This window comes from Leifsonia sp. LS1 (genome assembly GCF_020521355.1).
Taxonomy (GTDB): domain Bacteria; phylum Actinomycetota; class Actinomycetes; order Actinomycetales; family Microbacteriaceae; genus Leifsonia.
The window spans coordinates 195,330-219,591 of the sequence record NZ_BPER01000004.1; the positions used below are offsets into that span (position 1 = coordinate 195,330).

The following is a 24,262-nucleotide window of genomic DNA, read 5'->3' on the forward strand; positions in this document are numbered from 1 at the left end:
CCTGAACGATAGTGGAACCCTCCGACTCGGCCGCCTTCAAAACGGGGCGGCAGGATCGGGCCGTGGTGGGTCGATGAGCCCAGGGTGCAGTGGCGTCGCCACGTCCCGGCGTGCGCGACGCGCGATCGCGGATGCGGTGCCGCCCTCGGATGAGGACTTCCGCTGGTGGTGCCACTCGCACAGTGCCTGGAGGTTCGACGGGTGGTCGGTGCCGCCGTCGGCTGGGCGGATGATGTGGTCGACCTGGTTGGCGTGGCGGCCGCACTTCCGGCCCGTGTCCTCGCGGATGTGCTGGCAGCGGTGGTGGTCGCGGCGGAGCACGAAGATGACGATGGCTGGCCAGTCCTTCGGCAGCTCGTGCCGGCGGTTGCTGCCCTTCCAGCCGGGCATCAGCCTGCGAGGTAGGAGACGAGGTCCGGGTTGTCTCGCAGGACCTGGAGGGTGGGATGCTCGAGCTTGCGGATGACCGACTCTTCGCGGGCGTCCCGGTCTTTGCCCAGGTGCCGCCAGTCAGGTGCACCCATGGTCGTCTCGGAGAGCGCGTGAATCACCTCGTGCCAGAGGGTGAGGCGGGCGACGTCGGGTGCGCTGTCCGGGTTGATGTAGATGCGCGCCGGCGTGTTCTGCGTGTGCCCGTAGAAGCCTTTGGTCTGGGTCTCGTGCTCGATCTTGACCCACTCGTCCGGGTTGGTGACGACGGTGTAGACGACGGCGCCAACCTTGATCTCGGCCGGCATGCCGGGGAAGAGGGCGGTCATGCGAGCATGTCTCCGATCCGCTTGGCGAGCTTCTTCAGCCCGGCCCGCACCGTCGCCTTCGGGAAGCGCACGACGGCACGGCCGCCGTCCGGTACATCAACCGTGACCGGGATGTCGAGCACGCCAACGACGACGGTCTCGCCGGCGACGCGGATCAGGACGTCGCCCTTCACCGTGGAGAGCTTGGCCATGGTCGCCTCACTTCTTGATCGGGATCGGGCCGACGTGCGGGGTGCCAGGCCAGAAACCCAGGGCATCGTGAAACCACTGGGCAGTGACCTGGTCGACGATTGTCGGCGACAGGTGCTTGATCAGGTGGTTGCGGAGGGCGGTGAACGGGTGCGGGCTGGTCGCCCACTTCGCCAGGCCGGGGCCCTTAGTCCAGTACCACTTCAGGTATCCGCGGGATCCAGGCCGTGGGTCGGCGACGGCGTCGGGCTTCACGGTTGCCATCGCGCTCCACCTGCCTTCAGACTCGACGCATGGCAATCTCTGACTGGTGGTGGCGTATCTCGGAGCCCTCTCGACAGTGGCTCATCGAGCACAACGGGGAGGCCGTGCGAGGCGACATCGTCGCCGAGATCGCGGGAGCCGGAGGTGTCGTCACTTCCGACGCATGGTGGGTCGGCACTGAGGGACCAACGGGGTTCTTCCTCTCCGAACGCGCTGTCGACTGGGTCGAGGCGGTCGCGAACGGGGAAGCGCCCGAGTGACACCGGCTGCGGGCCGGGATCCAGAACTGCGGGTCGGTAGGCTGCCCGGCATGAGCAACGCACAGCCTGGCTACTACGACGACGGGGCGGGCCCTCGTCGCTGGTGGGATGGCTACCAGTGGACTGACCACTACGAGCAGCCCGCCGTCGTGACCACGCTGCCGCCGACCGTGTCGTCCGTGCAGCGGGAGGCGAACCTGCGGAACGCGGTCGCCGCGTGGGCGGCGCAGGGGTGGACGGTGAACTACGTGCACGGCGACCAAGCGGTCGTGAAGCGGCAGCGCCGCATGGGGTGGTTCTGGAACACGGTCCTCGTGCTCGTCACTGGGGGATTGTGGCTGATCTACGTGATCTACCGTGCACTCAACCGTCTTGAGGATATCGTCGTGCTGAATGTAGACGCGTACGGGAACGTGCACCGACGCTGATTCCGGGCGCCCCGGGCGGCTCTACAGTTCTTTCTAGTTCCGTCCTGGCCCTGCATCTGTGCGTGTGGATGCATCGTTGTCGCTGTTTGTAAGCATCGGCTTCCTTGCTCTACCGACAAAGTCGGCGACGAAAATGATTGCCACAAGTATGTAGAGCGGGTATAGCAGGCCGAAGACCATGCCGCGCTTCATTCCTGCGGTCGGACGGGTGAGGTGGCGGGTCCTGGCACGGTCTCCTGACGCCCACGCTCTTAGCGTGGTCTCGATTCGAGCGAGAATTGTTCGGGTGGGTACTTCATTCCTGAACCACTCCATGTCGGCGAAGTCCCCTCCTGCGGCGGTGGTCGGGTAGTAACCCAAACTGCGCATGAGCCAACGTTCTTCGAATAGGTACCAGGCGATCACTCGTCGCGTTAGCCATGGGTCCCTGAGGATCAACGTGTCGGGGATTTCGAGGGCTGGTTGTGGTGTGTCGTAGGTCTTGTCGAAGAAGAGGTCTGACCTGATCCGCTTGAGTTCTCGTTTGGTGCGGGGTGGTTCAGTCCAGGGCTCCCATTCGCGTGCGCGCTTCAGGAGTGAGGCCGCGTACTCTTCGCGAGCTAATCGGGTGGTATCGCTTCGCGCGGATGCGCGTCCCATCCTTGCGGCGACGAGTCCGAGGATGAAGGCGAGAAGCGCGCCGAGTATTGACGCCCAGATTTGAACGGGCCAACTGCTGGGCTCGTACCACATGTCTAGACGTTAGCACCGAGCTCCGCGTGGATACTCGGGTGCACTGGGATGGGCCGGCGCATGGCTATAACCGACACGTGGACGGGCGAGGCGGTGAGGAACGCCACAGACATGTGCCCGGCCCACCCAGGCGGTGCGACGGTTGGGTTGGCATATCAGCCTGCAGACCCTTGCTTGGAACTGCTGTAGTCGGTCTCACTCTTCACCAGTGGCGAGGTCCGACAGACACCATCTGGTTGCTGACCGGTGCGCATCTCGTCGAGAATGCCCGATAGGTCCGGTCGGATAAAGCCCTAGCCTGGCGCGACTGGGTCGCATCGGCACGCGCACCATACGGAGACTGTTCGGGCAGGTTTGTGCAAATGCGAACGCCGGGCGGAGTTCCGATGATCGGTTCTCGCCCGGCGTGCACGCTTGCGTAGCGCCATGCTATCAGCCAGGGGTGACATCGAGTCGATGTCAGGTGTGGCGTGTCCGGCTCGGGTCGTTCTTCATCTGCTTCCGCCACCGTGCGAGGAGTGCGTCGTGTCCGATGTACACGTGGCCGCCGATCTTGCGGTGGTCGAGGCCGTCGGCGAGCCATCGTTTGATCGTGCGCTTGTCTCGGCCTACACGTATCGCAGCCTGGTCGATGGTGTAGGCGGTGCGGTTCTCAGGGCTCATGCGGCGCCGAGGGTCGGCTGATAGTCGAGGCAACTGCATCGTGCGTGTTCGCACGGGGCTGTTGCGCTGCCCGTCGCGTAGCTGAACCAGTGCATGGACAGCGAGTGCCCGCATGTGCACATCCCCGCCTCGCCAGTCACCCGACCACCCAGTCGAGGATCTTTGCGTAGTGCTTGCGGGGTATCTCTTCCTCGCAGAGCTCACATGCGACCTTCACGTCGTGGGTGTTCTCTGACCACCACTCCGCGCGCACGGCGGGCAGACCGCAGGCGGGGCACGGGCGAGGCAGAACCGGCTTCTCGCGACCACGGTCCACGGGATACCGCCCGCTGAGCTCGCCAAGGAACTCGATCACGTCCTCCCGGTAGGCCAGGTACTGATCATGGTTGATGATCTGCTCGTGATGGATGTTCAACCACATGGTGAGTAGCGATACGAGCACTGATGCACCTTCGGGGGTGACGCCGACACGGAACCCTTGGATGTCCTGGTTGTCGTGCCGGCGGGCGGCAATGCGGACGACCGGCGGTGCGATGGTGAGTTGTGCGGCGAAGTAGTCCACCCACTCGTTGAGGCGGGCGTACCGGTCGTCGATGTCGTCTTCGGCGGTGATGCGCAGCGGGGAATCCAGGTGCGGTACTTCGTCGCCCCGTTCGGTTCTGCCGGAGATGGCGAGCGCTCGCACGTGCGCGAAGATCTCCGGTGCATCCCGCAATGCACGTGACAGGCGCCACTGCTGGATGCGCTCCTCCCGCTGGTCGTCGGTCTCGACATCGTGTGGGTCGGTGGTGAAACTCATTAGCGTCGCCTCTCCTAGGATTCAGTCATGGATCTCGTCGCCGCGCCCGTGCACGACAACTTCGAGTGGTGGGCAAGCATTTGGATTCCCGCTTTGGTCGGTACCGCCACAGTGCTTCTGGCTGCTGCAGCCGTCGTCACCAGCGTCCTCGCGATCCGAATTGCTCGTCGTTCTGACCAGGCGCGGCTTGCCGAGGAACAACGCGCCTCCGCGCGCGAGGCTGCGGCGGCCTTGAGCAGATTTGTCTCACTTGCGCTCTCGGTCCAGCACACAATGACCAGACGGTTGAATGAGTCGCCGTCCGCAGCCGAAGTGGAGCGGGCCAATGCGAAAGCTGATGCGGAGGCAGCGACGCTAACGAGTCCGGTGCCTGGCGCACGCGCGCTCTTCACCCTCACCATAAGTGACTTGAACAACCGGTGGAGCGACTTGCCTGACTCGCTGGTGGAGGATGAGGAGAGCGAAACCATGAGCGAACGGGACAACCTCCGCGCGCGGCTCGTGAACGAGCGAACCCAACGAATCCGCATGAGAATCGGTGACTGGGCGTCCAACCCTCTCCTCACAGCGCCTGACCTCGAGAAGGAAGCGAGTTCTCTTCAGGAGTGAGCGGTCTCAGTGCGGCGCTTTGGTCCATCGGGTGGGGGTGTGTGCATCCTTCGGCGCCTCGGTCGCACCGCATGCACCACAGGTCTTTGATCTCGTCCGGTGTCATCGTTTGGTCCCCTTCGTGATCACCCAGCATGTGGGGCTCGTCTTGGCGTGCTTGTTTGTCCAGAGAGACGCGCGGTAGGGGCGATGCCACCATGAACGTGAACCGCATGTCCCGCACGTCATGCGCATCCACAACCGCCCGAAGACACGGCGATGCTTGGCGCGGAACGGCTCCTTGGAGGCGTAGTGGGTCACCGGCTCTCACCTCCGACAAGGTCGAGCAGGCGGGTGGCCTGTCCGGTTTGAATGAGTTCGACCGCGCGGAACTGGATCGCGGCGTCTGCCAGGTAGGCGGCTTGACCGATGTCGCCCCGCTCTTCCCACGTCGGTCGGAACACTCCGGGACTCATTTCCGCACCGAACCGGCGCGCGTCGAGAGCGGCGGTGAAGATCGCCAGCTGTGTCACCTCGTCTTCTGTAGCCATCGGGTGGTCCTTTCAGTGATCGATGTCGGACGCGGGTACCCACGGCCAGGTGATGCCGTGGCGCAGGTAGGCGGGCCATCCGCGTTCTTCGCGGTCGCCGCGCCAGCGGACGAGGCGGGCGAGGTGTTCGTCCTCTTCGTGCTTTTGTAGGCCGAAGCCGAACTCGGGCCAGCCGAGGAGAGCGGCGGATCCTCGTGGGCGGAGATCGCGCTCGCCGCCGACGCCTTTGGCGTGGCCGGCGTGGGCCTCCATGACGAGGGCAACACCCCGGTCCCGGAGCGAATCGAGGGCGACGATGAGCGGAGCGGCGTCGTCGTCGTTGGTAATGGCGCCGGTGACGAGCTTGTACAGCGGGCCGATGAAGACGACGTCGGGTTCGTGCTGGTCGATGAGCCGGTGAATCTCTCCCAGATGTGATCCTTGGGTGATATCGATCCGCGTGCCGGCGACCATGTTGATCGCGGACAGCGGGTCCACCGACCCCATCTGAGCAGCTGCTCCAGCAAGAGGACGGATAGCTCGACGCCACTGCTTCTCGGTGTTCTCCGCATCCACCACCAGCACGTTCACGGGCTCAATCGGGTGGAAGAACAACGGGTGGATTCCCGCGGCCGAGAGGAGCGCGAGCTGCCGCACGAAGGTCGTCTTGCCGGCGCCTTCACCACCGGTGATGACGAGGCGGTCGCGGCGCTCGAGGAGACCATCGATGACCCAGTCGTACGAGTCGTCTCCCTCCATCACCTCGCTGAGCAGCTTCGTCCGCAGCTGACCCGATGATGTTCCGTCGACTAGGTCTGTGAGCATCACGAGACCCTTGGATGCGGCGTCGACGGGCTGATGATTTTCGAAGAGCATGCGGCGCATTACCTCGGCGGTGTTCTCGACACCGCGCCGGACCGCATCGTTTCGGACAGCGCGGGCATAATCGGCCGCGAGATGCGGGTACACGTCAGCACCGACCCAGGTGAACGGCTCAGCGTGATTGATGCCACGGATACCCCATTCGGCGAGCGCATCGGAGACCACGACCGCGTCGGTTCGTTCACCACCGCTCACTCGACGCACGATCTGCTCGAACACATCCCCGAGGCGCCCATCCTCGAAGTCACGCCCAGAGACCAGATCGAATATCTCTCGCAACTGCCGGTTGTCCGACAGCACAGCGCCGAGAAGGTTACGCTCCGCCTCCGACCCCGTCACAGGGCGTCCTCCGTCAGTCCACGCGACCGCGCAAGCTGCAGCGTCGCGTCGTCCCATGCGCGCCCGAACTTCTCGAGACGCTCCTCCGGGGTCATCTGCCACGGTGCACGCTCCGTGCGTGCCATCCACGCGTTCGGATCAGGCTTCGCGCCGCTCCGGACATCTGCCGGCATTATCGGCTTGGATGAGCTCCGAAAGTGCGCGAGGACAGCTTTCTGAGCCTGCACGTACTCGATGTCCCCGAGTACTTCCCGCCACGCCTTCACGGTCAACTCGTCCACGACCATGAACCGGTCGAACGTGGCAGCAACCGCCAACAACTGCGCAACTTCGCTTTCGGTCATCATTGGGTGATCTCTTTCGGTGCAGATGCCTCTCGCCTGCGGAACTCTGCGATCAGGGCAAGGTTCTGGTCGTTCTTCGATGCAGCGCGCTGGCCCCGCGGACCGTCGAGTTCGTCGTTCCACCCGTCGGCGTTGAGCCACGACGCGGGGTAAGGGATGAACTGGACCGGAGGGCGGTGCGGGTTCTGGGCGTACGCAACGGCAGCGGCGCAGATGACATCCGCGCTTGAGCGCTTGATCGCCTTGGCCCACGCCTTCTCCGCGGCCGGCCGATTCTTCTTCTTCGGCCAGGCGGCGTAGAAGTCCGCGAAGGCCGAAGCCGGTGGAAGCTCAACGAGCACGAGCGCATTAACTTCCTGTTCTACTTCCTGTTCTACTTCCTGTTCACTTATTGCGTCGTCACTCTGACGGGTAGGGATTTGCAGAGTGACAGGTAGGGATTTGCTCTCTGCCAAGTAGGCGCTCTGCCTACTAGGCTCTGCGCCTACTTGGCTCTCTGACGTGTAGGTGGTCACAATCGCAAAGTTGTCGGTCGTTCTGTATCCGCGTTTGTCGGTCCGTCTCTCTCGCTCGATGACACCGAGATCTGCAAGACCGTCGAGTGCACGTCCAACCGTGGAGTTCGACTGACATGTCATAGCCGCAAGCGTCTGCTGGGACGGGCAGCACTTGCCAGTGCGCTCGTTCAGGCAAAAGCACAGCGCCACGAGAACAGCCTTCTGCGGTCCGCTCAGCCCTCCCACCGTGTACGCCCACTCGACGGTCTTGAACCCCACGTCTACGCCTCCGAGAGGATCTGTGTGACTCGCTCGATCGGTGTTCCGGAGAGGGCGGCGATCTCGTCGGGGCGGAGTCCCTCGCGGGCCGCGAGCGGCACGTACGTCTCCTCGCTGCGAGCGACCTTGCGGTGGTCCTCTCCGAGCATCGACAGGAACAGGCGGGCGGTGTCCGCTTTGCTGTTGTTCGTCATGATCAGGCTCCTTCCGGGAGGTTGTCGTCGGCGACGACCGCGACATTGAGTGCGCCGGACCGGGCGGCGGCCTCGAAGTTCTCGTAGTCAGGTAGAACTCGGGCCAGCGTGAACCAGTACGGATCACCACCGGCGGCTGCCGCTTTCTTTGCGTCGTCGGCGGTGATGCTCCCGAGGCGCTTGCGGCGGTTGCCCGGTAGCTGAGTCACTACGTCGAGGTCACGGCTGGTGATGAGGGTCTTGGGCATCAGAACCCCAACTTGATGTTGAGGCGGCGGGCCTCAGCAGCGAGCCAGGCGACGTCGTTCACGAACGATGCCGCGACCGTCGGATGCAGGTAGAGGTCGTCGTGGCCGCGCCCGCTGATGGAAACCTTCCACGGTTCGTCTGCGTACTTCGACAGTCGGATCTCGTAGCCGGCGCCTTCGATCTTCTCGGTGCCCTTGTGGAGTACGAAGACCGCGGTTGGATCGTCCTCCTCGACGAGGTGGTACGGGGCCGCACAGCCCTCCTGGGTGCATTTCACGATGAAGCGCCGGTTGTACGGGCGGATGGACTCGAACCGGTCGGGCGTCATCGCGGTTCCGAGGGTCAGCGACCGGAACTCGGTTCCGGGGTGCTTCTTGCTCTCCACGGAGCTCCACGGGTAGCGCTTCTCGAGACCCGCCTTCACGTCGTCGACCACGATGTGCAGAATGGACAAGTCGATCTCGGTCGCGCCGCGCTTCAGGAAGATGATGAATGTCTTCGTCCCGTAACTCATCTGCACGCCGCCGGCGAAACGGTAGGGCTCGCCAGTCTCGGACTCCTCGTAATACACCTCGGTGTTGGTGAACTTGTACTTGGTGGTCCAGGCGGCGTACTGCTTCGCGACCCCTCGTTCTTCATCGCTCGCGATATGCGAGTTCGGGATGGGCGTGAATCCGTCACTGTTTGGGCGCACGTCCGGCGCCGCATCGATGATCGTCATTTCTCCTCCACGGAGTAGTTGAAGGTACCCAGGGCGGCGATGGCCGCGACAACGATCGCGACCACCGCCCCCAGGTTCATGAGGTACCGCTGCCCCGCGAGGGCAGCGGCGAAGGTGACGAGCACCGCGACGACGAAGACCACGGTGATAGTGCGGCGCCTGTTCACGAGACGCTGCGCAGGCTGGCCAGCTCGGCTTCGAGCTCGGCGATCCGATTCTGCTGGATGCGCTCCGGGGTCAACCAGATCACCGGCTCCGACTCGACGATGTCGACCTTCGCCCCGTAGGACTCGAGCAGACGTGCCCGCGACCGGGCTGTCCCCTTCGTGAAATAGACCTTGTCGGCCTTCGGCCAGAAGAACTTCTCGTCACCGAACCGCTCCACCCACGCGGCGCGGTCATCCGGGTCCGAAAGCCACCCCTCGGGCTCCCAGTCGCGGTTGAGCTCGTTGTAGGTCTCATCTTCGACGTTGTCGAGGATGGTGCCGTCATACTGGTGGACCAGATTCCCGTCCGCGTCTTCGATCACGGGCTCGCTGCAGGCGGTGCACCACATGCGGTCGAGGTAGGCCTCGGCGGGGTACCGGACGGTCAGGGTGAACAGGCGAAGGTTCTCGAAGTCAGGCATTGCGGGTCTCCTTGGATGTGAGTTCGGCGTCCGTCTTCACGATCTGGACGAGGTTGTCTTGGCCGATGGCGTCGGCCTCGCGGGCAGCGAGAAGCAGGTGAAGAGCGCAGAGCGCGATTCCTGCGTCTGGCACAACGGGCTTGCGGCACTCGTTGCTGCTGGTCGTGGTCAACGCCACGCATGTCTTCTGCACTAGATCAGCTCCTCAAGTACGAAGCGGTTCACGCGCGGTCCGAACGTGGATGCGATGACGGTGAAGCGACCGATCAGCTCATGGTGGAACCACTGGGGATCCACTGCGGGGTCGTCGCCCCACGTGAATCCGGGTCCGCGGCCCTCGAGGTGGTCTGCCGGCGTCTTTCTGACGCGAACGTCCGAGTACCCGGTGAAGTCCGTCTGCTGGGTCAGGATCACAACATCGCCGACCTCGTGCGTGGAGTGGTCCTCGACCTCGACAACGCGTCCGCTCGCGTTCAAGATCCGTGCCTGCTCGGCCGCCTTCAGCAGCGCCGCGGCGTGCTTCTCCGCACCGGCCGCGTCGTCGTACTCGATCTGCTGGTTGCAGTACACGTACCAGGCGTCGTTGATGTCGCCGACCGCCTCGTTGCACACGAAGATCGCCGACAGCTCCGGGTCCGGCGGGGTGAGCTTCCGATAGTAGAAGTCGGGGCCGTAGCCCTCGCTGGCATCCAGGTCGGTGTACAGCGTTGCCACGAGCGGGGCTCGCAAATCCGTCAAACCGTACTTGCCCAGATCGACGGGCTCGGCCAGAATGGGTGTGTTCATCTTGCTCCTCCTTGGAGTTGAAGGCGGTTTCCGTTGCACCGGAGGCCGCCTTTTTGCTGGATTGGGATATTCGCGGGCTTACCGGACAGACCGGGGCATTCCGCATTCAGATCGGCTCGTGGTCTTCGGGGTTTCCGGCGCCTCACCCCGCTGTGCGGGCCCTTACTGTCCACCTCCCTGTTCGTCGGGGGCGTGTTCAGGTCACGAACCGTATGTAGTTGTGTGCGCACCCTGTCTCAGGGCGCGACAAGTACCGCCCGCAAAGTCGGCGAGAAGTTAAGACTGGCCGCGTCGGCTAGGCGGCGGCCTCCTTTTTGAACTGCGCTTCGATCCAAGCGTCCACGTCCGCAGCCTTGAACATGCGGCGACCTCCGATGAGCGCGGACGGCGGGGCAGTCTTGGTGTGAACCATCCAGCGCAGTTGCGCCTCGCTCTTCCGCAGCCGCTCGGCGGTCTCGCGGAGGGTGATAAGAACAATCAGTGTTTCCACGGTTGCCCCCTTCCTTCGTCGTGTGTTCAGTGCCGAACACGAGTCAGCATATGTCGGGATGTGTTGGCTGTCAATGCCATCATGTGGGAGAGTGGGGTTGTGGTTGAAAATCCTGACTTCACTGCCAAGGTCGATGCGTCCATAGCGCGTAACGTCAAGCTCGCGCGCGAGCGCGCTGGGCTGTCCCAGTCCGAGCTCGCGGCGCGCCTCACCAGCATGGGTGTAGGTGGATTCCACCAAACGACAGTCGCTCGAATTGAGAGCGGGACCCGCGTCTTGCGCCTTGCCGAGGCTCTAGCCATCGCCCGTCTGCTCGATTACCGCGTCGAGGAGCTCGTCGAGTCAGAGGAGTCGACGAGCCTGCGGTGGGAATACGACTCGCTCTCGAAGGGCGTAGAGGCCTTCTGGTCGGCAGGGCAGGAACTGATGAGGGTGCGTCTCCTCACGGCGCAGTCACTTGACGACAAGTTCCCCTATGGGTCTCACGCACATTTGACCGTCAATCCTTCCACCTTTGAGATGATCGACGAGTTGCTGAGCACCAATTCGGAGCCCGTCGACCGAGTGCGCACCATGTATATGGAGTGGCGAAATCACGTGGCGCAGTTTGTCGAGCCCTTCAAATCAAGCCGAGTGATGGACCTGTACGCCGAGATCATCACATGGGCCTACTCGGACATCAGCTTGCACCTCCACGATCGAACTGAAGTCCCGACGGAGGTCTTCGATCGCGAGGTGCTTGAGCTGTTCGCGGAGGTGCAGGATGAGCATCAAGAAGCGCCCTAACGGAGCCTGGCGAGCTCGCTATCGCGATGCCAACGGCAAGGAGCATGCTCGGCACTTCAAATTCAAAGACAATCCGAACGACCCGCTGAACTCGGCGCAGCACTGGCTCGACACCGTGACGACGTCCGTCATGACCGGGACCTATGTCAGCCCCAAAACCGCAAAGACCACCGTAACCGAGTGGTGTGAGACCTGGCTTGCCGGGTACGCAACCAACCGGACGTCGACGGTGAAGAGCGCGCGCGTCCATATCAACCGCATCGTCGCGAAGTTTGGAGATCGCTCGCTCGCCAGCATCCGCCCGTCAGAGGTGCGCAGCTGGATGGCCGAGCTCAAGGCCGAGGGGCTCGCTGACTCGTTCGTGTACGCGCTCCATCGGCGCCTGGCGCAGCTGTACACCGACGCCGTGCACGACGGCATTGTGCCGAAGTCGCCCGTGAGTCGGCGCACCTCACCGGGCGCGGGCAAGCAGCGACCCTACGTCGCGACCACCGCGCAGGTCTGGGCACTCCACGACGCTCTCCCGGACCACTTCCGGCCTGTCGTCCTGCTCGGTGCCTTCGCAGGGCTCCGGGTCGCTGAGATCGCCGTGCTGCGCGTCTCCGACGTCGACTTCATGCGTGGCATCATCTCGCCGGCCATCCAGTACCCGGCCGAACCGCTGAAGACCGAGATGTCGAAGAAGCCGATTCCGATCGCGCACGAGCTCGCGCTCGAGCTTAACCGGGTGCCGGCGACGTGGGGGAGTAGCACGCTCGTCGTAGGTGCGTACGGTCGGCCCGTCGCGCCTTACACGATCGAGACAGCGTTCCGCGCCGCGCGCGCGACCGTCGAGGGGCTGCCGGAGGGCTTCCGGATCCACGATCTGCGGCACTACTTCGCATCGCTTCTGATCCACGCCGGTCTCGACGTGAAGACCGTCCAGGCGCGGATGCGGCACGCGTCTGCGAAGACGACGCTCGACACCTACGGGCATTTGTGGCCGGACACAGACGAGTCCGCACGAGCTGCGGTTTCGGCCGTTTTCGCGGACCGTCCTGCAACTCGTGCGGACTCTTTGCGGACTGACGAGGCGTCAGCCCAGTAAAACACTGGTCAGATCGCTACACCCCGAAGTACAGCTCGTACTCGAACGGGTGCGGACGCTGCGCGAGAGGCTTGATCTCCTTCTCGCGCTTGTACTCGATCCAGGTCTCGATGAGCTCCGGGGTGAACACGCCGCCCGCGGTGAGGAAGTCGTGGTCGGCCTCGAGCGCGTCGAGGGCCTCGGCGAGGGTGCCGGGGACCTGGGGAATGTTCTTGGCCTCCTCCGGCGGGAGCTCGTAGAGGTCCTTGTCGACCGGCTCGTGCGGCTCGATGCGGTTCTTGATGCCGTCGAGGCCGGCCATGAGCTGGGCGGCGAAGGCGAGGTACGGGTTGCCCGACGCGTCCGGCGCGCGGAACTCGATGCGCTTGGCCTTCGGGTTGGTGCCCGTGATCGGGATGCGGATCGAGGCGGAGCGGTTGCCGGCCGAGTAGACGAGGTTGACCGGGGCCTCGAAGCCGGGGACCAGGCGGTGGAACGAGTTCACCGTCGGGTTTGTGAAGGCGAGAACCGCGGGGGCGTGCTTGAGCAGGCCGCCGATGTACCAGCGGGCGATGTCGGAGAGGCCGCCGTAGCCCGACTCGTCGTAGAACAGCGGCTTGCCGTCGTTCCACAGCGACTGGTGGGTGTGCATGCCCGAGCCGTTGTCGCCGAAGAGCGGCTTCGGCATGAAGGTCGCGACCTTGCCCCACTGCTCCGCCGTGTTCTTCACGATGTACTTGAACTTGAGGATGTCGTCCGCGGCCGCGACCATGGTGTCGAAGCGGTAGTTGATCTCGGCCTGGCCGCCGGTGCCCACCTCGTGGTGCGCGCGCTCCAGGATGAGTCCGGCGTCGATGAGCTTGAGCGAGATGTCGTCGCGCAGGTCGGCCTGCTTGTCGACCGGGCTGACCGGGAAGTAGCCGCCCTTGTACGGGGTCTTGTTGGCGAGGTTGCCGCCCTCTTCGACGCGACCGGTGTTCCAGGCGCCCTCCTCGGAGTCCACCGAGTAGAAGGACGAGTGCTGGTTGACCTCGTAGCGCACGTCGTCGAAGATGTAGAACTCCGCCTCGGGGGCGAAGAACGCGGTGTCCGCGATGCCGGTGGAGGCGAGGTACTTCTCCGCCTTCTTGGCGACCTGGCGCGGGTCCTTCGCGTAGATCTCGCCGTTGCGCGGGTTGTAGATGTCGAAGACCATGATCAGGGTGCGCTCGACACGGAACGGGTCGATGTAAGCGGTCGACACGTCTGGGATGAGCTGCATGTCCGACTCGTGGATCGACGCGAAGCCGCGGATCGAGGAGCCGTCGAAGAGCTGACCGACCGAGAAGAACTCCTCGTCGACGGTCGAAGCGGGAATGTTGAAGTGCTGCTGCACACCGGGCAGGTCGGTGAAGCGGATATCAAGGAACTTGACGTCGGTGTCCTTGATGAACTTGAGCACCTCGGAAGAATCACGGAACATACGGAGGACTCCCAATGGCTTGCGGTGACCGGACTGCGCGTGCAGTCCCACACCCACGGTAGGGGGAGGCCGTTTCCCCGGGGTGACGCAAATGTTTCCGGCATGTTACGCGTACCGGCCCCGGGTAAACTCGACGGGTGCCACAGAACCCCGTCCCGAACCGCTCCGGCGACATCGCCCCCAGCCGCTATCCCGGTGAACGCCTCGGACTCCCGGAGGTCGGACCGCGCTCGGTGGCACGTTTCGGCCGCCGCCTCGGGGCGATCGTGATCGACTGGGCGATCGCCTCGTTCCTCTCGTTCGCGTTCTTCCACTACGACGGCTGGGCGAACATCGGCATCTTCGCCCTCATGCAGATCGTCTTCATCCCGACCATCGGCGGCAGTATCGGGCACCGGATCTTCGGGCTGCGTCTCGTCCCGGTCCGTGGGGGATGGGTGGGTGTCTGGCGTCCGATCGTCCGCACCGCGCTCCTGTGCATCGTCATCCCCGCGCTCGTGTGGGACTCGGACCAGCGCGGGTTCCACGACAAGATCGCCGGCACCGTGCTGCTGCGCGGCTGAGCGCTGGGAACCCCGCAGGGTCCCGCAACGCAAGAACGCGCCGTCCCGAGGGGCGGCGCGTTCTCTCATGAGACGACTCAGCGGGCGCGCTGTGCGCGGACCTTCATCGGGTCGATGCCCTTCGGGATGGGGAGCGCGTTCTCGAGCGACTGCAGGCGGTTGCTGATCGCGAGGACCTCCGCCTTGGTCAGGGTGGGCTTGATCTTGGCGAGGGTGCGCGGCACGCGGTGCAGCGGTACGGCGTCGCTGTCCGGGCCCACGCTGATGACGGTGACGGGGACGTTGGGGAGCACGCGGGTCACCTTGCGGCGCTCCTCGTCGACCATGCGCTGGGTGCGCGTCTTCGGGCCCTCGCTGATGAGCACGACGCCACCGCGGCCCGTGGCACGGTAGACCGCGTCCTGCGTCTTGCTGTTGACGGCGACCGGCATCTCCGAACCGCGCCAGCTGCGCTTGAGCGAGCTGCGCAGAACGGCGCCGACCGCACCGGGCTGTCCCTCGATCTGCGAGTAGGCGGCACGCTCGGCGCGGCGGCCGAGGATGATGAGCGCCGCCAGCACGCCGCCGAAGACGCCCGCGATGATCCAGAGGACCATCGTGAAGACGTTGCCGCCGGAGAGGAAGATCGCGAGGAGCACGCCCGCGACGATCGGGAGGACGAAGCCCAGGATGATGTAGAGCAGCGCGCGGTCGTCGTAGCGGCGGGTCATCTGGAAGACCTGCCACATCTGCTTCAGCCGACCGGGCTCCTTGCTGGACTTGTCCTTGCGTGCCATACCGATAAGGATACCGTCCCGCACAGCCTTCGGCAGACGCCGTTCGCGGTCAGGAGACGGCCTGCGCGAACCCCAGCGACGCGTCGGCGAGATGCTGCAGGTCGGGCGGGACGGGACGACCCTTCGCCTGCATCGACTGCGCCCAGAGGCGCCCGGCGCGGTAGGACGAGCGCACCAGGGGGCCGGCGAGCACGCCGAGGAACCCGATGGCCTCCGCCTCCGCCTTCAGCTCGACGAACTCGTCCGGATGCACCCAACGGGCCACGGGCAGGTGGCGCGGGCTCGGCCGGAGGTACTGGGTGATCGTGATGATGTCCGTGCCCGCGTCGTGGAGGTCGCGCAGGGCCTGACTGATCTCGGAACGCTCCTCGCCCATCCCGAGGATGAGGTTCGACTTGGTGATGAGCCCGGCGTTCCGGCCCTGGGTCAGCACGTCGAGCGAGCGCTCGTAACGGAACGCGGGCCGGATGCGCTTGAAGATGCGCGGCACCGTCTCCACGTTGTGGGCGAACACCTCCGGCTCGGCGGAGAACACCTCGCCCAGGAGGTGCGGGCGCCCGGTGAAGTCCGGCACCAGGATCTCCACGCCGGTCCCGGGGCTCTGCCGGTGGATCTCGCGGATGGTCTCCGCATAGAGCCAGGCGCCTTCGTCCTCCAGGTCGTCGCGCGCGACGCCGGTCACGGTGGAGTAGCGCAACCCCATGCGCGCGACGGACTCGGCGACGCGGCGCGGCTCGTCGCGGTCGAACTCGGCGGGCTTACCGGTGTCGATCTGGCAGAAGTCGCAGCGTCGCGTGCACTGCGACCCGCCGATGAGGAAGGTGGCCTCGCGGTCCTCCCAGCACTCGTAGATGTTCGGGCAGCCGGCCTCCTGGCAGACCGTGTGGAGTTCCTCCGTCTTCACGAGCGCGTGCAGCTGGCGGTACTCCGGCCCCATCTTCGCGCGGGTCTTGATCCACTCCGGCTTGCGCTCGATCGGGGTCTGGGCATTGCGGACTTCGAGCCGCAGCATGCGGCGGCCGTCGGGCGCGGCGCTCACGCGGCGGCTCCGGCCGGGAGGACGGGCGTGCCCGCGGTGCCCCTGCCGGCGGGGCGGGGCGTGCTTGCGGTGGCGACGTGGCGGTCGAAGGCCTCGACGACGAGGGGCGCGATGTCGCGGGGTGTGACGGTCCGGCCGAGGACGCGCGAGACCGTCGTGACGCCGGCGTCGCGGATGCCGCAGGCGACGATGCCCTCGTACGGTTCGAGATCGTTCGAGCAGTTCAGTGCGAAGCCGTGCATCGTGACGCCGTCGGCGACGCGGATGCCGATCGCCGCGATCTTCTCGTCGCGTCCGTCGCCGCGCATCCACACACCCGAGCGCCCGTCGACCCGCTCGCCCCGTACGCCGACGCCCGCCAGCACATCGATCAGAAGCGCCTCGAGCTGCCGCACGTATCCCACGACATCGATCGGGTCGGGCAGTCGGAGCACCGGGTAGCCGACCAGCTGGCCGGGACCGTGCCACGTGATCTTGCCGCCGCGGTCGACGTCGACGACCGGCGTCTCGTCGACCGGGCGCTCGTCCGCCTCGGTGCGTCTGCCGGCCGTGTAGACCGGGGCGTGCTCGAGCAGCAGCACGGTGTCCGGAGCGCGTCCGGCGGCCACGGCCGCGTGCAGGGAGCGCTGGTGGAGCAGGGCCTCGTCGTAGGGAACGAAGCCGGTGTCGAGTGCGGTCGCGTCGTAGCTGGTCACCGGGACAGCATATATGTACTCAGTCTAAAAAATGGCCGTCTGGGGTGGATCTCCTCCACAGCCGGTGGGCGACGGCGCGAAGTCCACGGATCTGCGATCGTCGTGCCGGAGCGGGCGAGCGGCCGGTGGGATGGGGGCATGTCAGATCAGCGAGGGTCGGCGCGGCATGCGTCGGACGTGGGCAAGCAGGCGGCGGCGATCGCGGCGTGCATGGGGGTCGAGCGGCGCGAGGTGCTGCGGTCCACGGCGGAGGAGTACGCCGTGGTCGTGCACGGCGGCGAGCTGGCGCGCAGCATGGTGCTCTGCGTACGCAGCGGGATGGGTTTCCCGGACGCCGAGGCGCGGCACGCGATCGTATCGGAGCATCTCGCAACGGTGACGGGGCTGCCCCAGCGTCAGGTGCGGGGGAACCCGATCTGCAGTCGCCTCGACGAGCATCTGCCGGCGGGCAGCCTCCGCTCGCGCGTGCACGCAGGACCGCTGAGCCTCGGCGAGGCCATCACCGTGCTCCTGGCCGTGTTCGACGTGCTGCAGGCCGCTCACCGGGCGGGCTTCGGCGGGCTCGAGCCGAGCGGGGAGCGGATCCGGTTCCGTGCGGACGGCTGCCCGGTGCTCAGTGGGCTCTGGGGCGTAGGGCCGCTGACGCAGGAGAGCGCCACGCGCGACGCGGAGGCGTTCCTGCGCCTGGTACGGCAGATGGCGTCCGCCGTCGCCGACGGCAGCGGACGTGCCCTGCTCGCCCGGGTGGAGCGGGTCATGGCGCTCGGCGGAGGCGGGCTACGGGAGGAGCTGCTGACGGTGGCGCCCCCGGTGGCGATGCGATTGACTGCTGGTGGCGCGGCCGACGGTTCGAGGGTGCGAGCGGGTGTGGGCGCCGGTATGGGCACCAGGGCGCATGCCGCCGCTCGCGTCGAGACCGGATCGCGCGGTCGGCGGTCGGCGGCGGGTGCGAAGCGGCGGCGGAGCGCCCGGTGGGATGTGGTCCTGGACGGGGACCCGTTCGGGGCGGTGCGGACGGCGGTGGTGTCGATGGTCCGGCGTCGGCCGAAGCTCGTCCTCGCGATCGGTGCGCCCGTGGTCACCGGCGTACTGGTCGTGGCGGCGGCGCCGCCGTTCGAGGAACAGGGCCCGGCCCGGGACGCTCCCGTGGCGGTGGCGACCGCGCCTTCGGCGTCGTCCTCGCGTGATCCGCGTCCGGCCACGTCGTCGCCGACACCACGGCCGGCAGCGTCAGGTGACCCGCGGTCCGGCGCGAGGGGATGCGGCGAGGTCGACCTCTTCGAGCTGACGGGAAATGCCGGGACGAACAGTGACGCGGGGACAGAGGGCGCGAAGCCGGATGCCCTGTCGCCCGGCCCTGCGTCACCCGATGGTGTGTCCGGACCGTCGTGCGTGACGACGCCGGAGGCCGCCGAAGAGCACGAGGCCGGTGGGGTGCCGTCTCGTGACGACCCGGCAGAGGCGGCGCTCGCGGCGCTGTCGGCGCGGGGTGACCCTCGTGCCGCGGGCGCGAGCGCCGAGGTGACACAGCGCTGGGGGGATGCCGCGCTCGTGCGGATCGTGCCGGATGCCGCGAGTGGGGCGGACAGCGAACCGGCCTCGCTCCTGCTGCTGAGGAACGAGGCCGGTTGGCGGATACGAGCGGTGTACTCGTGAGAGGGATCAGATCCCGAGGCTGCCCTGGAAGTCGCCGCCTTCGAGGCGGTTCTTCACGGCGACCAGGAAGCGGGCCGCGTCGGCGCCGTCCACGATGCGGTGGTCGTACGAGAGGGCCAGGTACACCGTGGAGCGGATGGCGATCGACTCGGTGCCGTCCGCCGTGATGACGACCGGCTTCTTCGTGACGATGCCCGTGCCCAGGATCGCGACCTGCGGGAGGAAGACGACCGGGGTGTCGAACAGCGCGCCACGCGAACCCGTGTTGGTCAGCGTGAACGTGCCACCGGCCAGCTCATCGGGCTTGAGGCGGTTGTCGCGGGTGCGCTCGGCCAGGTCGGCGATCTCCTTCGCCAGACCGGCGAGGTCGAGCGACGAGGCGTCTTTGACCACGGGGGTCAGCAGGCCGCGCTCGGTGTCCACCGCGATCGAGATGTTCTCGTGGTCCGGGTACACGATGTTGTCGCCGTCGACGGTGGCGTTGATGACGGGGTAGGTCTTCAGCGCCTCAGCGGCCGCGAGGGCGAAGAACGGCAGGAAGGAGAGCTTCACGCCGGTCTTGGCGAGGAAGTCGCCCTTGACCTTGTCGCGGAACGCGGCGACCTTGGTCACGTCCACCTCGACGACCGAGGTGAGCTGCGCCGTCGACTGCATCGAGATGACGGCACGCTCGGCGACGACCTTGCGCAGGCGAGACATCGGCTGGGTCGTGCCGCGCAGGGGCGACACCTCGACCTCAGCCGGGGCGGCCGACGCGACCGGAGCCGCAGCGGCGGGCTGCGCGGCAGAGAGGATGTCCTCCTTGCGGATGCGGCCGCCGACACCGGTGCCGGTCACGGTCGAGAGGTCGACGCCCTGCTCGTTGGCGAGCTTGCGCACGATCGGGGTCACGTAGCCGGCGTTGCCGGCGTGTGCGCCGCCCGACGCGGGGGCTTCGGCAGCGGCGGGTGCCGGCGCGGCGGCGGCGGCCGGCGCGGCGGCCGGGGCAGGCGCGGCAGCCGGGGCCGGTGCCGCAGCGGCGGGTGCCGGCGCGGCAGCCGGGGCCGGGGCTTCAGCGGCGGGTGCCGGTGCAGCGGCGGGTGCCGGCGCGGCGGCCGGGGCCGGTGCTTCAGCGGCGGGTGCCGGTGCAGCGGCGGGTGCCGGCGCGGCGGCCGGAGCCGGTGCCTCAGCGGCGGGAGCCGGCGCGGCAGCGGGGGCCTCCGCGGCCGGAGCCGGAGCCTCGGCTGGAGCGGCCTCGGCGGGAGCGGCCGGAGCCTCGGAACCCGCGCCGGAGCCGTCGCCGATGGTCACGAGCGCGGTGCCAACCTCGACGGTCTCGTCCTCCTGCACCAGGATCGCCTCGATGACGCCGGCGACCGGCGACGGGATCTCGGTGTCGACCTTGTCGGTCGAGACTTCGAGCAGGGGCTCGTCCACCTCGACACGGTCGCCAACATTCTTCAGCCAGCGGGTGACCGTGCCTTCCGTGACACTCTCGCCGAGTGCCGGGAGGCTGACGGATTCGCTCATGAGCTTCTCTCCTTCAAAACCTGATCGTTCAGTAGCTTATTGCAGCCGCGTTCGCGGCAGCGGCGGACTTAGAGGGTGTGCAGCGGCTTGCCCGCGAGGTACAGGAAGGCCTCGCCGAGCGACTCGTTCTGGGTGGGGTGCGCGTGGATGAACGGGGCGATGTCCTCCGGGTACGCCTCCCAGTTGACGGCGAGCTGGGCTTCGCCGATGAGCTCGCCGACGCGCGCGCCGATCATGTGCACGCCGACGACGGGGCCGTCGTTCACGCGAACGACCTTGACCGTGCCGCTGGTGCCGATGATCTCGCTCTTGCCGTTGCCGGCCAGGCTGTAGTCGTAGCTGCTGACCTTGTCCGCACCGTACTGCTCGACCGCCTTGGCCTCGCTGAGGCCGATGGAGGCGACCTCGGGGTCGCAGTAGGTGACCTTGGGGATGTTGACGTCGGGGACGACGATCGGGTTCAGACCCGCGATCTCCTCCGCGACGAAAATGCCCTGCTGGAAGCCGCGGTGCGCGAGCTGCAGGCCGGGGACGATGTCGCCGACGGCGTACACGCCGGGGATGTTGGTCTGCAGGCGCTCGTCGGTGAGGACGAAGCCCCGGTCCATCGAGACGCCGACCTCTTCGTAGCCGAGACCGGCAGTCTGCGGGCCACGGCCGACGGCGACGAGCAGCAGCTCGGCCTCCACGGTGTCGCCGTTCTCGAGCGAGACGACGACGCCGCTCTCGTTCTGGGTGACGCCGGAGAAGCGCACGCCCAGCCGGTAGTCGATGCCGCGGCGGCGGAACGCGCGCTCGAGCGACTTGCTGATCGACTCGTCCTCGTTCGGGACGAGGTGCGGAAGGGCCTCGATGATGGTGACCTCGGCGCCGAACGACTTCCAGACGCTGGCGAACTCGACGCCGATGACGCCGCCGCCGAGCACGGCGACCTTCTTGGGGACGAAGTCGAGCTCGAGCGCCTGCTCGCTGGTGATCACCCGCCCGCCGATCTCGAGTCCGGGGAGGCTGCGCGAGTAGGAGCCGGTGGCGAGCACGACGTGCTTGCCGACGATGGTGTCGTCGCCGACCTGCACGGTCGTCGACGAGGTGAGGCGGCCCTCGCCCTCGATGACGGTGATGCCGCGGGCCTTCACGAGGCCCTGCAGGCCCTTGTACTTCTTCGCGATGATGCCCTGGCGATACTCCGTCACCCCGTTGATGTCGACGCCCTGGAGCTGGGTGATGATGCCGTACTTCGCCGACTCGCGGGAGTAGTCCGCGACCTCGGCCGCGTGCAGCAGCGCCTTGGTCGGGATGCAGCCGCGGTGCAGGCAGGTGCCGCCGACCTTGTCCTTCTCGATCATGCCCACGGTGAAACCGAGCTCGGCCGCACGCAGCGCTGCTGCGTAGCCTCCACTCCCACCGCCGAGCACCACAATGTCAAAGTTCTGCTCAGACACCCAGTTACTCCCTCGCGCATCAGGATTCGTGACACGAACCTGCCCCGAGGGGTGACTCCGGGCAGGCGTTGACGGGCGAGATCTTCTCGCCCATACGACCCTACTACTTCCGCGAAATGTCCTCGGCCAAACGCAGGAGCGCACGTACGCTGACGGCGGACGGTCCCTTGCCCGTGAATCCGTAGGGCGACGCGGGTCCCTTCGCGGGTCCCGCGATGTCGAGGTGCGCCCACGGGATGCGCGGAGCGTCGTCGTCGTCGCCGGTGCGTCCGACGAACTCCTGCAGGAACACGCCGGCGAGCAGCATCCCGCCCGCGGTGACGCCCGGGTTGGCGTTGGCGATGTCGGCGACGTCCGAGTTGATCGTCGCGCGCAGCTCGCCCGCGAGCGGCATCGGCCAGAGCAGCTCGCCGCTGGCGCGAGCGGCGGAGAGCACGTCGTCGACGAGCCCGTCGGAGCCCATGACCGCGGCGTAGCGGGTGCCCAGCGCGACCATGGCGGCACCGGTGAGGGTGGCGACGTCGACGATCGCGTCCGGGTGCTCCTCGCTCGCTGCGGCGAGCCCGTCGGCGAGCACGAGCCGACCCTCGGCGTCGGTGTTGAGCACCTCGACCGTGCGGCCGTCGCGGATGCGCAGCACGTCGTTCGGTCGGATGGCGGAGCCCGACGGCATGTTCTCGGCGAGGCACAGCCACGCGGAGACGCGGATGGGCAGGGCGAGGCGCGCGGCCGCCAGGGCCACGGCGAGCACGGTGGCGGCGCCCGTCATGTCGTACTTCATGCCGACCATGCCGGACGCGGGCTTCAAAGAGAGGCCGCCCGAGTCGAAGGTGATGCCCTTGCCGACGAGGGCGAGGTGACGCGCGGCTCCGGCGGGGGCGTAGTCGACCTTCACCAGCCGCGGTGGGCGGGTCGAGCCCTGACCGACGCCCAGGATGCCGCCGAAGCCGCCCTCGGCCAGCGCGGCCTCGTCCCAGACCGTGACCTCGACCGGGAGCCCGGCCGCGGCCTCCTGCGCGCGGTCGGCGAACGTCTCGGGGTAGAGGTCGAGCGGGGGAGTGTTGACGAGGTCCTTCACCAGCGCGGCGGCGCCGGCGACGGCGGCGGCGCGGGCCAGCAGGTCGTCCGCGACGACCGTCGACGGTGTCCCGACGACGGTGATGCGGGCGACCGGTGTCCTGGCGCTGCTCTTCTCGCGGTACTCGGTGAAAGCGTACGACCCGAGAGCGGCTCCCTCGGCCACGGCACCGAGGCGCGCGTCGTCCGACGCCGGGAGGTCGACGGCGACGTGCTCGACGCCCGCCAGCTGGCGCACAGCGCTGCCGGCGGCATACCGCAGGGCGTCCTCGTCGAGCTCGTCGCCGAGCCCGATCACGGCGATCGACGGGCCGCCGTCGGCGCCCGGGAGGCGCACCAGCTCGTCGCGTCCGCCGCCGAAGCCGACGGCGGCGAGCTGCGCGGCGAGGCCGTCGCGATCGGCACCCGAGAGCACCGTGATCTCGTCGCGCGCGACGCGGGCGCCGACCACCACGACGTCGGTGGGAGTGAGAGAAGAGGAATCGGAGGCGAGCGCGAGAGCAGGAACCGTCATGCTCCGACCCTAGCCCGCCCGGCCGACCGGCTGTTCGCTGTGGGCGTGCTGCGAGGCCGCCGCAGGCAGCGTCCGCCGCCATCCGGTCGGCCTAGAGTTGATGCATGCGACACCCCGCTGATCTGTTCGAGCTCAACCCGGCCGTCGAGGTCCCGGAGGGGCTTCCGCTCGTCGCGGGCCTGACCGGCTTCGCCGACGCGGGCGCCGGCGTGAGCCAGCTCGGCACGTATCTGCTCGGCACGCTGGACAGCACGGTCGTCGCGACCTTCGACGCGGACATCCTGCTCGACTACCGCGCCCGGCGGCCGCTCATCTACTTCGACCAGGACCACCTGGCCGACTACCAGCCGGCCACGCTCAAGCTCTACCTCGCGTATGACGAGCTGCGCCAGCCGTTCCTCCTCCTCTCGGGCTTCGAGCCCGACTTCCGGTGGGAGGCGTTCACGGAGGCCGTGCTCGGACTCATCGAGCGCTACCGGGTGCGTAGCGTGACCTGGGTGCACGCCATCCCGATGCCGGTGCCGCACACACGGCCGATCGGCGTCACGGTCAGCGGCAACCGCTCCGAGCTCATCGAGGCGATGTCGGTGTGGAAGCCGCAGACGCAGGTGCCCGGCAACGCGCTCCACCTGCTGGAGTACCGCCTGCAGGAGCGGTCGTATCCGATCGCGGGATTCGTCCTCCTTATCCCGCACTACCTCGCGGACACCGAATACCCCGCCGCGGCGATCGCCGGGCTCGACTCGATCAGCGCGGCCACGGGCCTCATCTTCCCCAGCGACCGGCTCCGCCAGGAGGATCGCGACTTCATCGCCAACATCGACGAGCAGGTCGCCGGCAACGCCGAGCTCGCGAAGCTCGTCGGAACGCTGGAGGAGCGGCACGACACGTACATGGAGGACAACCAGCTGCGTTCCCCGCTCACCGACCGCGATGGCGAGCTCCCGTCCGCCGACGAGATCGCCGCGGAGCTGGAGAACTTCCTCGCGTTCCGCCGGCACGGAGACGAGGAGAACGGCCGCGCGGACCGCTAGCCGACGCGGCGCCGGGCCTAGAC

At 67.1% G+C, this 24,262-nt stretch carries 34 protein-coding genes; 8 read left to right on the forward strand and 26 right to left on the reverse strand.

Features of this window, described 5'->3' with window-relative positions; all coding sequences use genetic code 11:
• Nucleotides 1-36 precede the first annotated feature (36 nt).
• The 4 genes from LLS1_RS09285 to LLS1_RS09300 are packed head-to-tail and all read right to left on the reverse strand — an operon-like array spanning nucleotide 37 to nucleotide 1,211.
• On the reverse strand, nucleotides 37-390 hold the full coding sequence (locus tag LLS1_RS09285; protein ID WP_226654968.1) for an HNH endonuclease: 354 nt from the start codon (nucleotides 388-390) through the stop codon (nucleotides 37-39).
• Complete coding sequence (locus LLS1_RS09290) at nucleotides 390-758, reverse strand: hypothetical protein (RefSeq protein ID WP_226654975.1); 369 nt, start codon at nucleotides 756-758, stop codon at nucleotides 390-392. The genes LLS1_RS09285 and LLS1_RS09290 overlap by 1 nt, the downstream gene beginning before the upstream one ends.
• Nucleotides 755-949: a hypothetical protein gene (locus LLS1_RS09295; protein WP_226654977.1), complete on the reverse strand. Its 195-nt coding sequence runs from the start codon at nucleotides 947-949 to the stop codon at nucleotides 755-757. The genes LLS1_RS09290 and LLS1_RS09295 overlap by 4 nt, the downstream gene beginning before the upstream one ends.
• A 7-nt stretch (nucleotides 950-956) precedes the next feature.
• Nucleotides 957-1,211: a hypothetical protein gene (locus tag LLS1_RS09300; protein ID WP_226654978.1), complete on the reverse strand. Its 255-nt coding sequence runs from the start codon at nucleotides 1,209-1,211 to the stop codon at nucleotides 957-959.
• Between the two features lie 29 nt (nucleotides 1,212-1,240).
• Here LLS1_RS09300 and LLS1_RS09305 point away from each other — a divergent pair, with 29 nt between their 5' ends.
• Nucleotides 1,241-1,471: a hypothetical protein gene (locus LLS1_RS09305; protein WP_226654980.1), complete on the forward strand. Its 231-nt coding sequence runs from the start codon at nucleotides 1,241-1,243 to the stop codon at nucleotides 1,469-1,471.
• A 50-nt stretch (nucleotides 1,472-1,521) separates the two neighbouring features.
• Nucleotides 1,522-1,899 carry a DUF2510 domain-containing protein gene (locus tag LLS1_RS09310; protein WP_226654982.1) on the forward strand — a complete coding sequence of 126 codons (378 nt, stop codon included), beginning with the start codon at nucleotides 1,522-1,524 and terminating at the stop codon, nucleotides 1,897-1,899.
• A 33-nt stretch (nucleotides 1,900-1,932) separates the two neighbouring features.
• Here the strand turns inward: LLS1_RS09310 and LLS1_RS09315 are convergent, their stop codons facing one another.
• The 3 genes from LLS1_RS09315 to LLS1_RS09325 all read right to left on the reverse strand — a co-directional run bounded on the left by LLS1_RS09315 (nucleotide 1,933) and on the right by LLS1_RS09325 (nucleotide 4,093).
• Entirely contained in the window at nucleotides 1,933-2,631 is a 699-nt protein-coding gene (locus LLS1_RS09315; protein WP_226654983.1) for a hypothetical protein, read from the reverse strand.
• A 459-nt stretch (nucleotides 2,632-3,090) separates the two neighbouring features.
• The gene (locus LLS1_RS09320; protein WP_226654985.1) at nucleotides 3,091-3,294 is read right to left on the reverse strand and encodes a helix-turn-helix domain-containing protein; all 204 of its coding nucleotides are present in this window, start codon (nucleotides 3,292-3,294) and stop codon (nucleotides 3,091-3,093) included.
• A 136-nt stretch (nucleotides 3,295-3,430) separates the two neighbouring features.
• Entirely contained in the window at nucleotides 3,431-4,093 is a 663-nt protein-coding gene (locus LLS1_RS09325; protein WP_226654987.1) for a hypothetical protein, read from the reverse strand.
• Nucleotides 4,094-4,120: 27 nt separating this feature from the next.
• Here LLS1_RS09325 and LLS1_RS09330 point away from each other — a divergent pair, with 27 nt between their 5' ends.
• On the forward strand, nucleotides 4,121-4,702 hold the full coding sequence (locus LLS1_RS09330; RefSeq protein WP_226654989.1) for a hypothetical protein: 582 nt from the start codon (nucleotides 4,121-4,123) through the stop codon (nucleotides 4,700-4,702).
• A 296-nt stretch (nucleotides 4,703-4,998) separates the two neighbouring features.
• Here the strand turns inward: LLS1_RS09330 and LLS1_RS09335 are convergent, their stop codons facing one another.
• The 12 genes from LLS1_RS09335 to LLS1_RS09390 form a co-directional block, all read right to left on the reverse strand.
• Nucleotides 4,999-5,232: a hypothetical protein gene (locus tag LLS1_RS09335; protein WP_226654991.1), complete on the reverse strand. Its 234-nt coding sequence runs from the start codon at nucleotides 5,230-5,232 to the stop codon at nucleotides 4,999-5,001.
• 12 nt (nucleotides 5,233-5,244) lie between these two features.
• Complete coding sequence (locus LLS1_RS09340; protein WP_226654992.1) at nucleotides 5,245-6,489, reverse strand: AAA family ATPase; 1,245 nt, start codon at nucleotides 6,487-6,489, stop codon at nucleotides 5,245-5,247.
• Nucleotides 6,429-6,779 carry a hypothetical protein gene (locus LLS1_RS09345; RefSeq protein WP_226654993.1) on the reverse strand — a complete coding sequence of 117 codons (351 nt, stop codon included), beginning with the start codon at nucleotides 6,777-6,779 and terminating at the stop codon, nucleotides 6,429-6,431. The genes LLS1_RS09340 and LLS1_RS09345 overlap by 61 nt, the downstream gene beginning before the upstream one ends.
• A complete protein-coding gene (locus tag LLS1_RS09350) occupies nucleotides 6,776-7,552 on the reverse strand; it encodes a helix-turn-helix domain-containing protein (protein ID WP_226654994.1) in 777 nt (258 codons plus the stop codon). Before LLS1_RS09350 ends, LLS1_RS09345 begins: the two co-directional genes overlap by 4 nt.
• A 2-nt stretch (nucleotides 7,553-7,554) precedes the next feature.
• On the reverse strand, nucleotides 7,555-7,746 hold the full coding sequence (locus LLS1_RS09355) for a hypothetical protein (protein ID WP_226654995.1): 192 nt from the start codon (nucleotides 7,744-7,746) through the stop codon (nucleotides 7,555-7,557).
• Nucleotides 7,747-7,748: 2 nt separating this feature from the next.
• Nucleotides 7,749-7,994, reverse strand: coding sequence for a hypothetical protein (locus tag LLS1_RS09360; RefSeq protein ID WP_226654997.1), 246 nt, complete (start codon nucleotides 7,992-7,994; stop codon nucleotides 7,749-7,751).
• The gene (locus LLS1_RS09365; RefSeq protein ID WP_226654999.1) at nucleotides 7,994-8,716 is read right to left on the reverse strand and encodes a hypothetical protein; all 723 of its coding nucleotides are present in this window, start codon (nucleotides 8,714-8,716) and stop codon (nucleotides 7,994-7,996) included. Before LLS1_RS09365 ends, LLS1_RS09360 begins: the two co-directional genes overlap by 1 nt.
• Nucleotides 8,713-8,883, reverse strand: coding sequence for a hypothetical protein (locus LLS1_RS09370; protein ID WP_226655001.1), 171 nt, complete (start codon nucleotides 8,881-8,883; stop codon nucleotides 8,713-8,715). The genes LLS1_RS09365 and LLS1_RS09370 overlap by 4 nt, the downstream gene beginning before the upstream one ends.
• Complete coding sequence (locus LLS1_RS09375; RefSeq protein WP_226655003.1) at nucleotides 8,880-9,344, reverse strand: hypothetical protein; 465 nt, start codon at nucleotides 9,342-9,344, stop codon at nucleotides 8,880-8,882. The genes LLS1_RS09370 and LLS1_RS09375 overlap by 4 nt, the downstream gene beginning before the upstream one ends.
• Nucleotides 9,337-9,522: a hypothetical protein gene (locus LLS1_RS09380; RefSeq protein WP_226655005.1), complete on the reverse strand. Its 186-nt coding sequence runs from the start codon at nucleotides 9,520-9,522 to the stop codon at nucleotides 9,337-9,339. The genes LLS1_RS09375 and LLS1_RS09380 overlap by 8 nt, the downstream gene beginning before the upstream one ends.
• A gap of 14 nt (nucleotides 9,523-9,536) precedes the next feature.
• Nucleotides 9,537-10,130 carry a hypothetical protein gene (locus LLS1_RS09385; RefSeq protein ID WP_226655006.1) on the reverse strand — a complete coding sequence of 198 codons (594 nt, stop codon included), beginning with the start codon at nucleotides 10,128-10,130 and terminating at the stop codon, nucleotides 9,537-9,539.
• Nucleotides 10,131-10,425: 295 nt separating this feature from the next.
• Nucleotides 10,426-10,620 carry an AlpA family transcriptional regulator gene (locus tag LLS1_RS09390; protein WP_226655008.1) on the reverse strand — a complete coding sequence of 65 codons (195 nt, stop codon included), beginning with the start codon at nucleotides 10,618-10,620 and terminating at the stop codon, nucleotides 10,426-10,428.
• A gap of 99 nt (nucleotides 10,621-10,719) precedes the next feature.
• On the opposite strand from LLS1_RS09390, the gene LLS1_RS09395 reads away from it, so the two are divergent.
• Together LLS1_RS09395 and LLS1_RS09400 are read left to right on the forward strand one after the other, a co-directional pair.
• On the forward strand, nucleotides 10,720-11,406 hold the full coding sequence (locus tag LLS1_RS09395; protein WP_226655009.1) for a helix-turn-helix transcriptional regulator: 687 nt from the start codon (nucleotides 10,720-10,722) through the stop codon (nucleotides 11,404-11,406).
• Nucleotides 11,384-12,493 carry a site-specific integrase gene (locus LLS1_RS09400; protein WP_226655011.1) on the forward strand — a complete coding sequence of 370 codons (1,110 nt, stop codon included), beginning with the start codon at nucleotides 11,384-11,386 and terminating at the stop codon, nucleotides 12,491-12,493. The genes LLS1_RS09395 and LLS1_RS09400 overlap by 23 nt, the downstream gene beginning before the upstream one ends.
• 16 nt (nucleotides 12,494-12,509) lie before the next feature.
• Here the strand turns inward: LLS1_RS09400 and glnA are convergent, their stop codons facing one another.
• The gene (gene glnA / locus LLS1_RS09405; protein ID WP_223356963.1) at nucleotides 12,510-13,934 is read right to left on the reverse strand and encodes a type I glutamate--ammonia ligase; all 1,425 of its coding nucleotides are present in this window, start codon (nucleotides 13,932-13,934) and stop codon (nucleotides 12,510-12,512) included.
• A gap of 137 nt (nucleotides 13,935-14,071) precedes the next feature.
• On the opposite strand from glnA, the gene LLS1_RS09410 reads away from it, so the two are divergent.
• On the forward strand, nucleotides 14,072-14,497 hold the full coding sequence (locus LLS1_RS09410; protein ID WP_226655012.1) for an RDD family protein: 426 nt from the start codon (nucleotides 14,072-14,074) through the stop codon (nucleotides 14,495-14,497).
• Between the two features lie 77 nt (nucleotides 14,498-14,574).
• On the opposite strand, the gene LLS1_RS09415 is transcribed toward LLS1_RS09410, so the two are convergent.
• Genes LLS1_RS09415 through lipB form a run of 3 tightly spaced genes read right to left on the reverse strand, consistent with a single transcriptional unit; the run spans nucleotide 14,575 to nucleotide 17,007 of the window.
• Nucleotides 14,575-15,273, reverse strand: coding sequence for a DUF4191 domain-containing protein (locus LLS1_RS09415; RefSeq protein WP_226655014.1), 699 nt, complete (start codon nucleotides 15,271-15,273; stop codon nucleotides 14,575-14,577).
• Between the two features lie 49 nt (nucleotides 15,274-15,322).
• Nucleotides 15,323-16,312, reverse strand: a complete 990-nt coding sequence (gene lipA, locus LLS1_RS09420) for a lipoyl synthase (RefSeq protein ID WP_226655016.1) — start codon at nucleotides 16,310-16,312, stop codon at nucleotides 15,323-15,325.
• Complete coding sequence (lipB, locus tag LLS1_RS09425) at nucleotides 16,309-17,007, reverse strand: lipoyl(octanoyl) transferase LipB (protein ID WP_226655018.1); 699 nt, start codon at nucleotides 17,005-17,007, stop codon at nucleotides 16,309-16,311. Before lipB ends, lipA begins: the two co-directional genes overlap by 4 nt.
• A 138-nt stretch (nucleotides 17,008-17,145) precedes the next feature.
• Here lipB and LLS1_RS09430 point away from each other — a divergent pair, with 138 nt between their 5' ends.
• On the forward strand, nucleotides 17,146-18,663 hold the full coding sequence (locus LLS1_RS09430) for a hypothetical protein (protein WP_226655019.1): 1,518 nt from the start codon (nucleotides 17,146-17,148) through the stop codon (nucleotides 18,661-18,663).
• A 6-nt stretch (nucleotides 18,664-18,669) separates the two neighbouring features.
• Here LLS1_RS09430 and sucB read toward each other — a convergent pair whose 3' ends face one another.
• The 3 genes from sucB to LLS1_RS09445 form a co-directional block, all read right to left on the reverse strand.
• Complete coding sequence (gene sucB / locus LLS1_RS09435) at nucleotides 18,670-20,172, reverse strand: 2-oxoglutarate dehydrogenase, E2 component, dihydrolipoamide succinyltransferase (protein WP_226655021.1); 1,503 nt, start codon at nucleotides 20,170-20,172, stop codon at nucleotides 18,670-18,672.
• A 68-nt stretch (nucleotides 20,173-20,240) separates the two neighbouring features.
• Nucleotides 20,241-21,614: a dihydrolipoyl dehydrogenase gene (lpdA, locus tag LLS1_RS09440; protein WP_226655022.1), complete on the reverse strand. Its 1,374-nt coding sequence runs from the start codon at nucleotides 21,612-21,614 to the stop codon at nucleotides 20,241-20,243.
• Nucleotides 21,615-21,717: 103 nt separating this feature from the next.
• Nucleotides 21,718-23,205 (reverse strand): leucyl aminopeptidase, encoded by a 1,488-nt coding sequence (locus LLS1_RS09445; RefSeq protein WP_226655024.1) that lies wholly within the window; start codon nucleotides 23,203-23,205, stop codon nucleotides 21,718-21,720.
• A 104-nt stretch (nucleotides 23,206-23,309) separates the two neighbouring features.
• On the opposite strand from LLS1_RS09445, the gene LLS1_RS09450 reads away from it, so the two are divergent.
• Complete coding sequence (locus LLS1_RS09450; protein WP_226655026.1) at nucleotides 23,310-24,239, forward strand: proteasome assembly chaperone family protein; 930 nt, start codon at nucleotides 23,310-23,312, stop codon at nucleotides 24,237-24,239.
• Nucleotides 24,240-24,262: the final 23 nt, after the last annotated feature.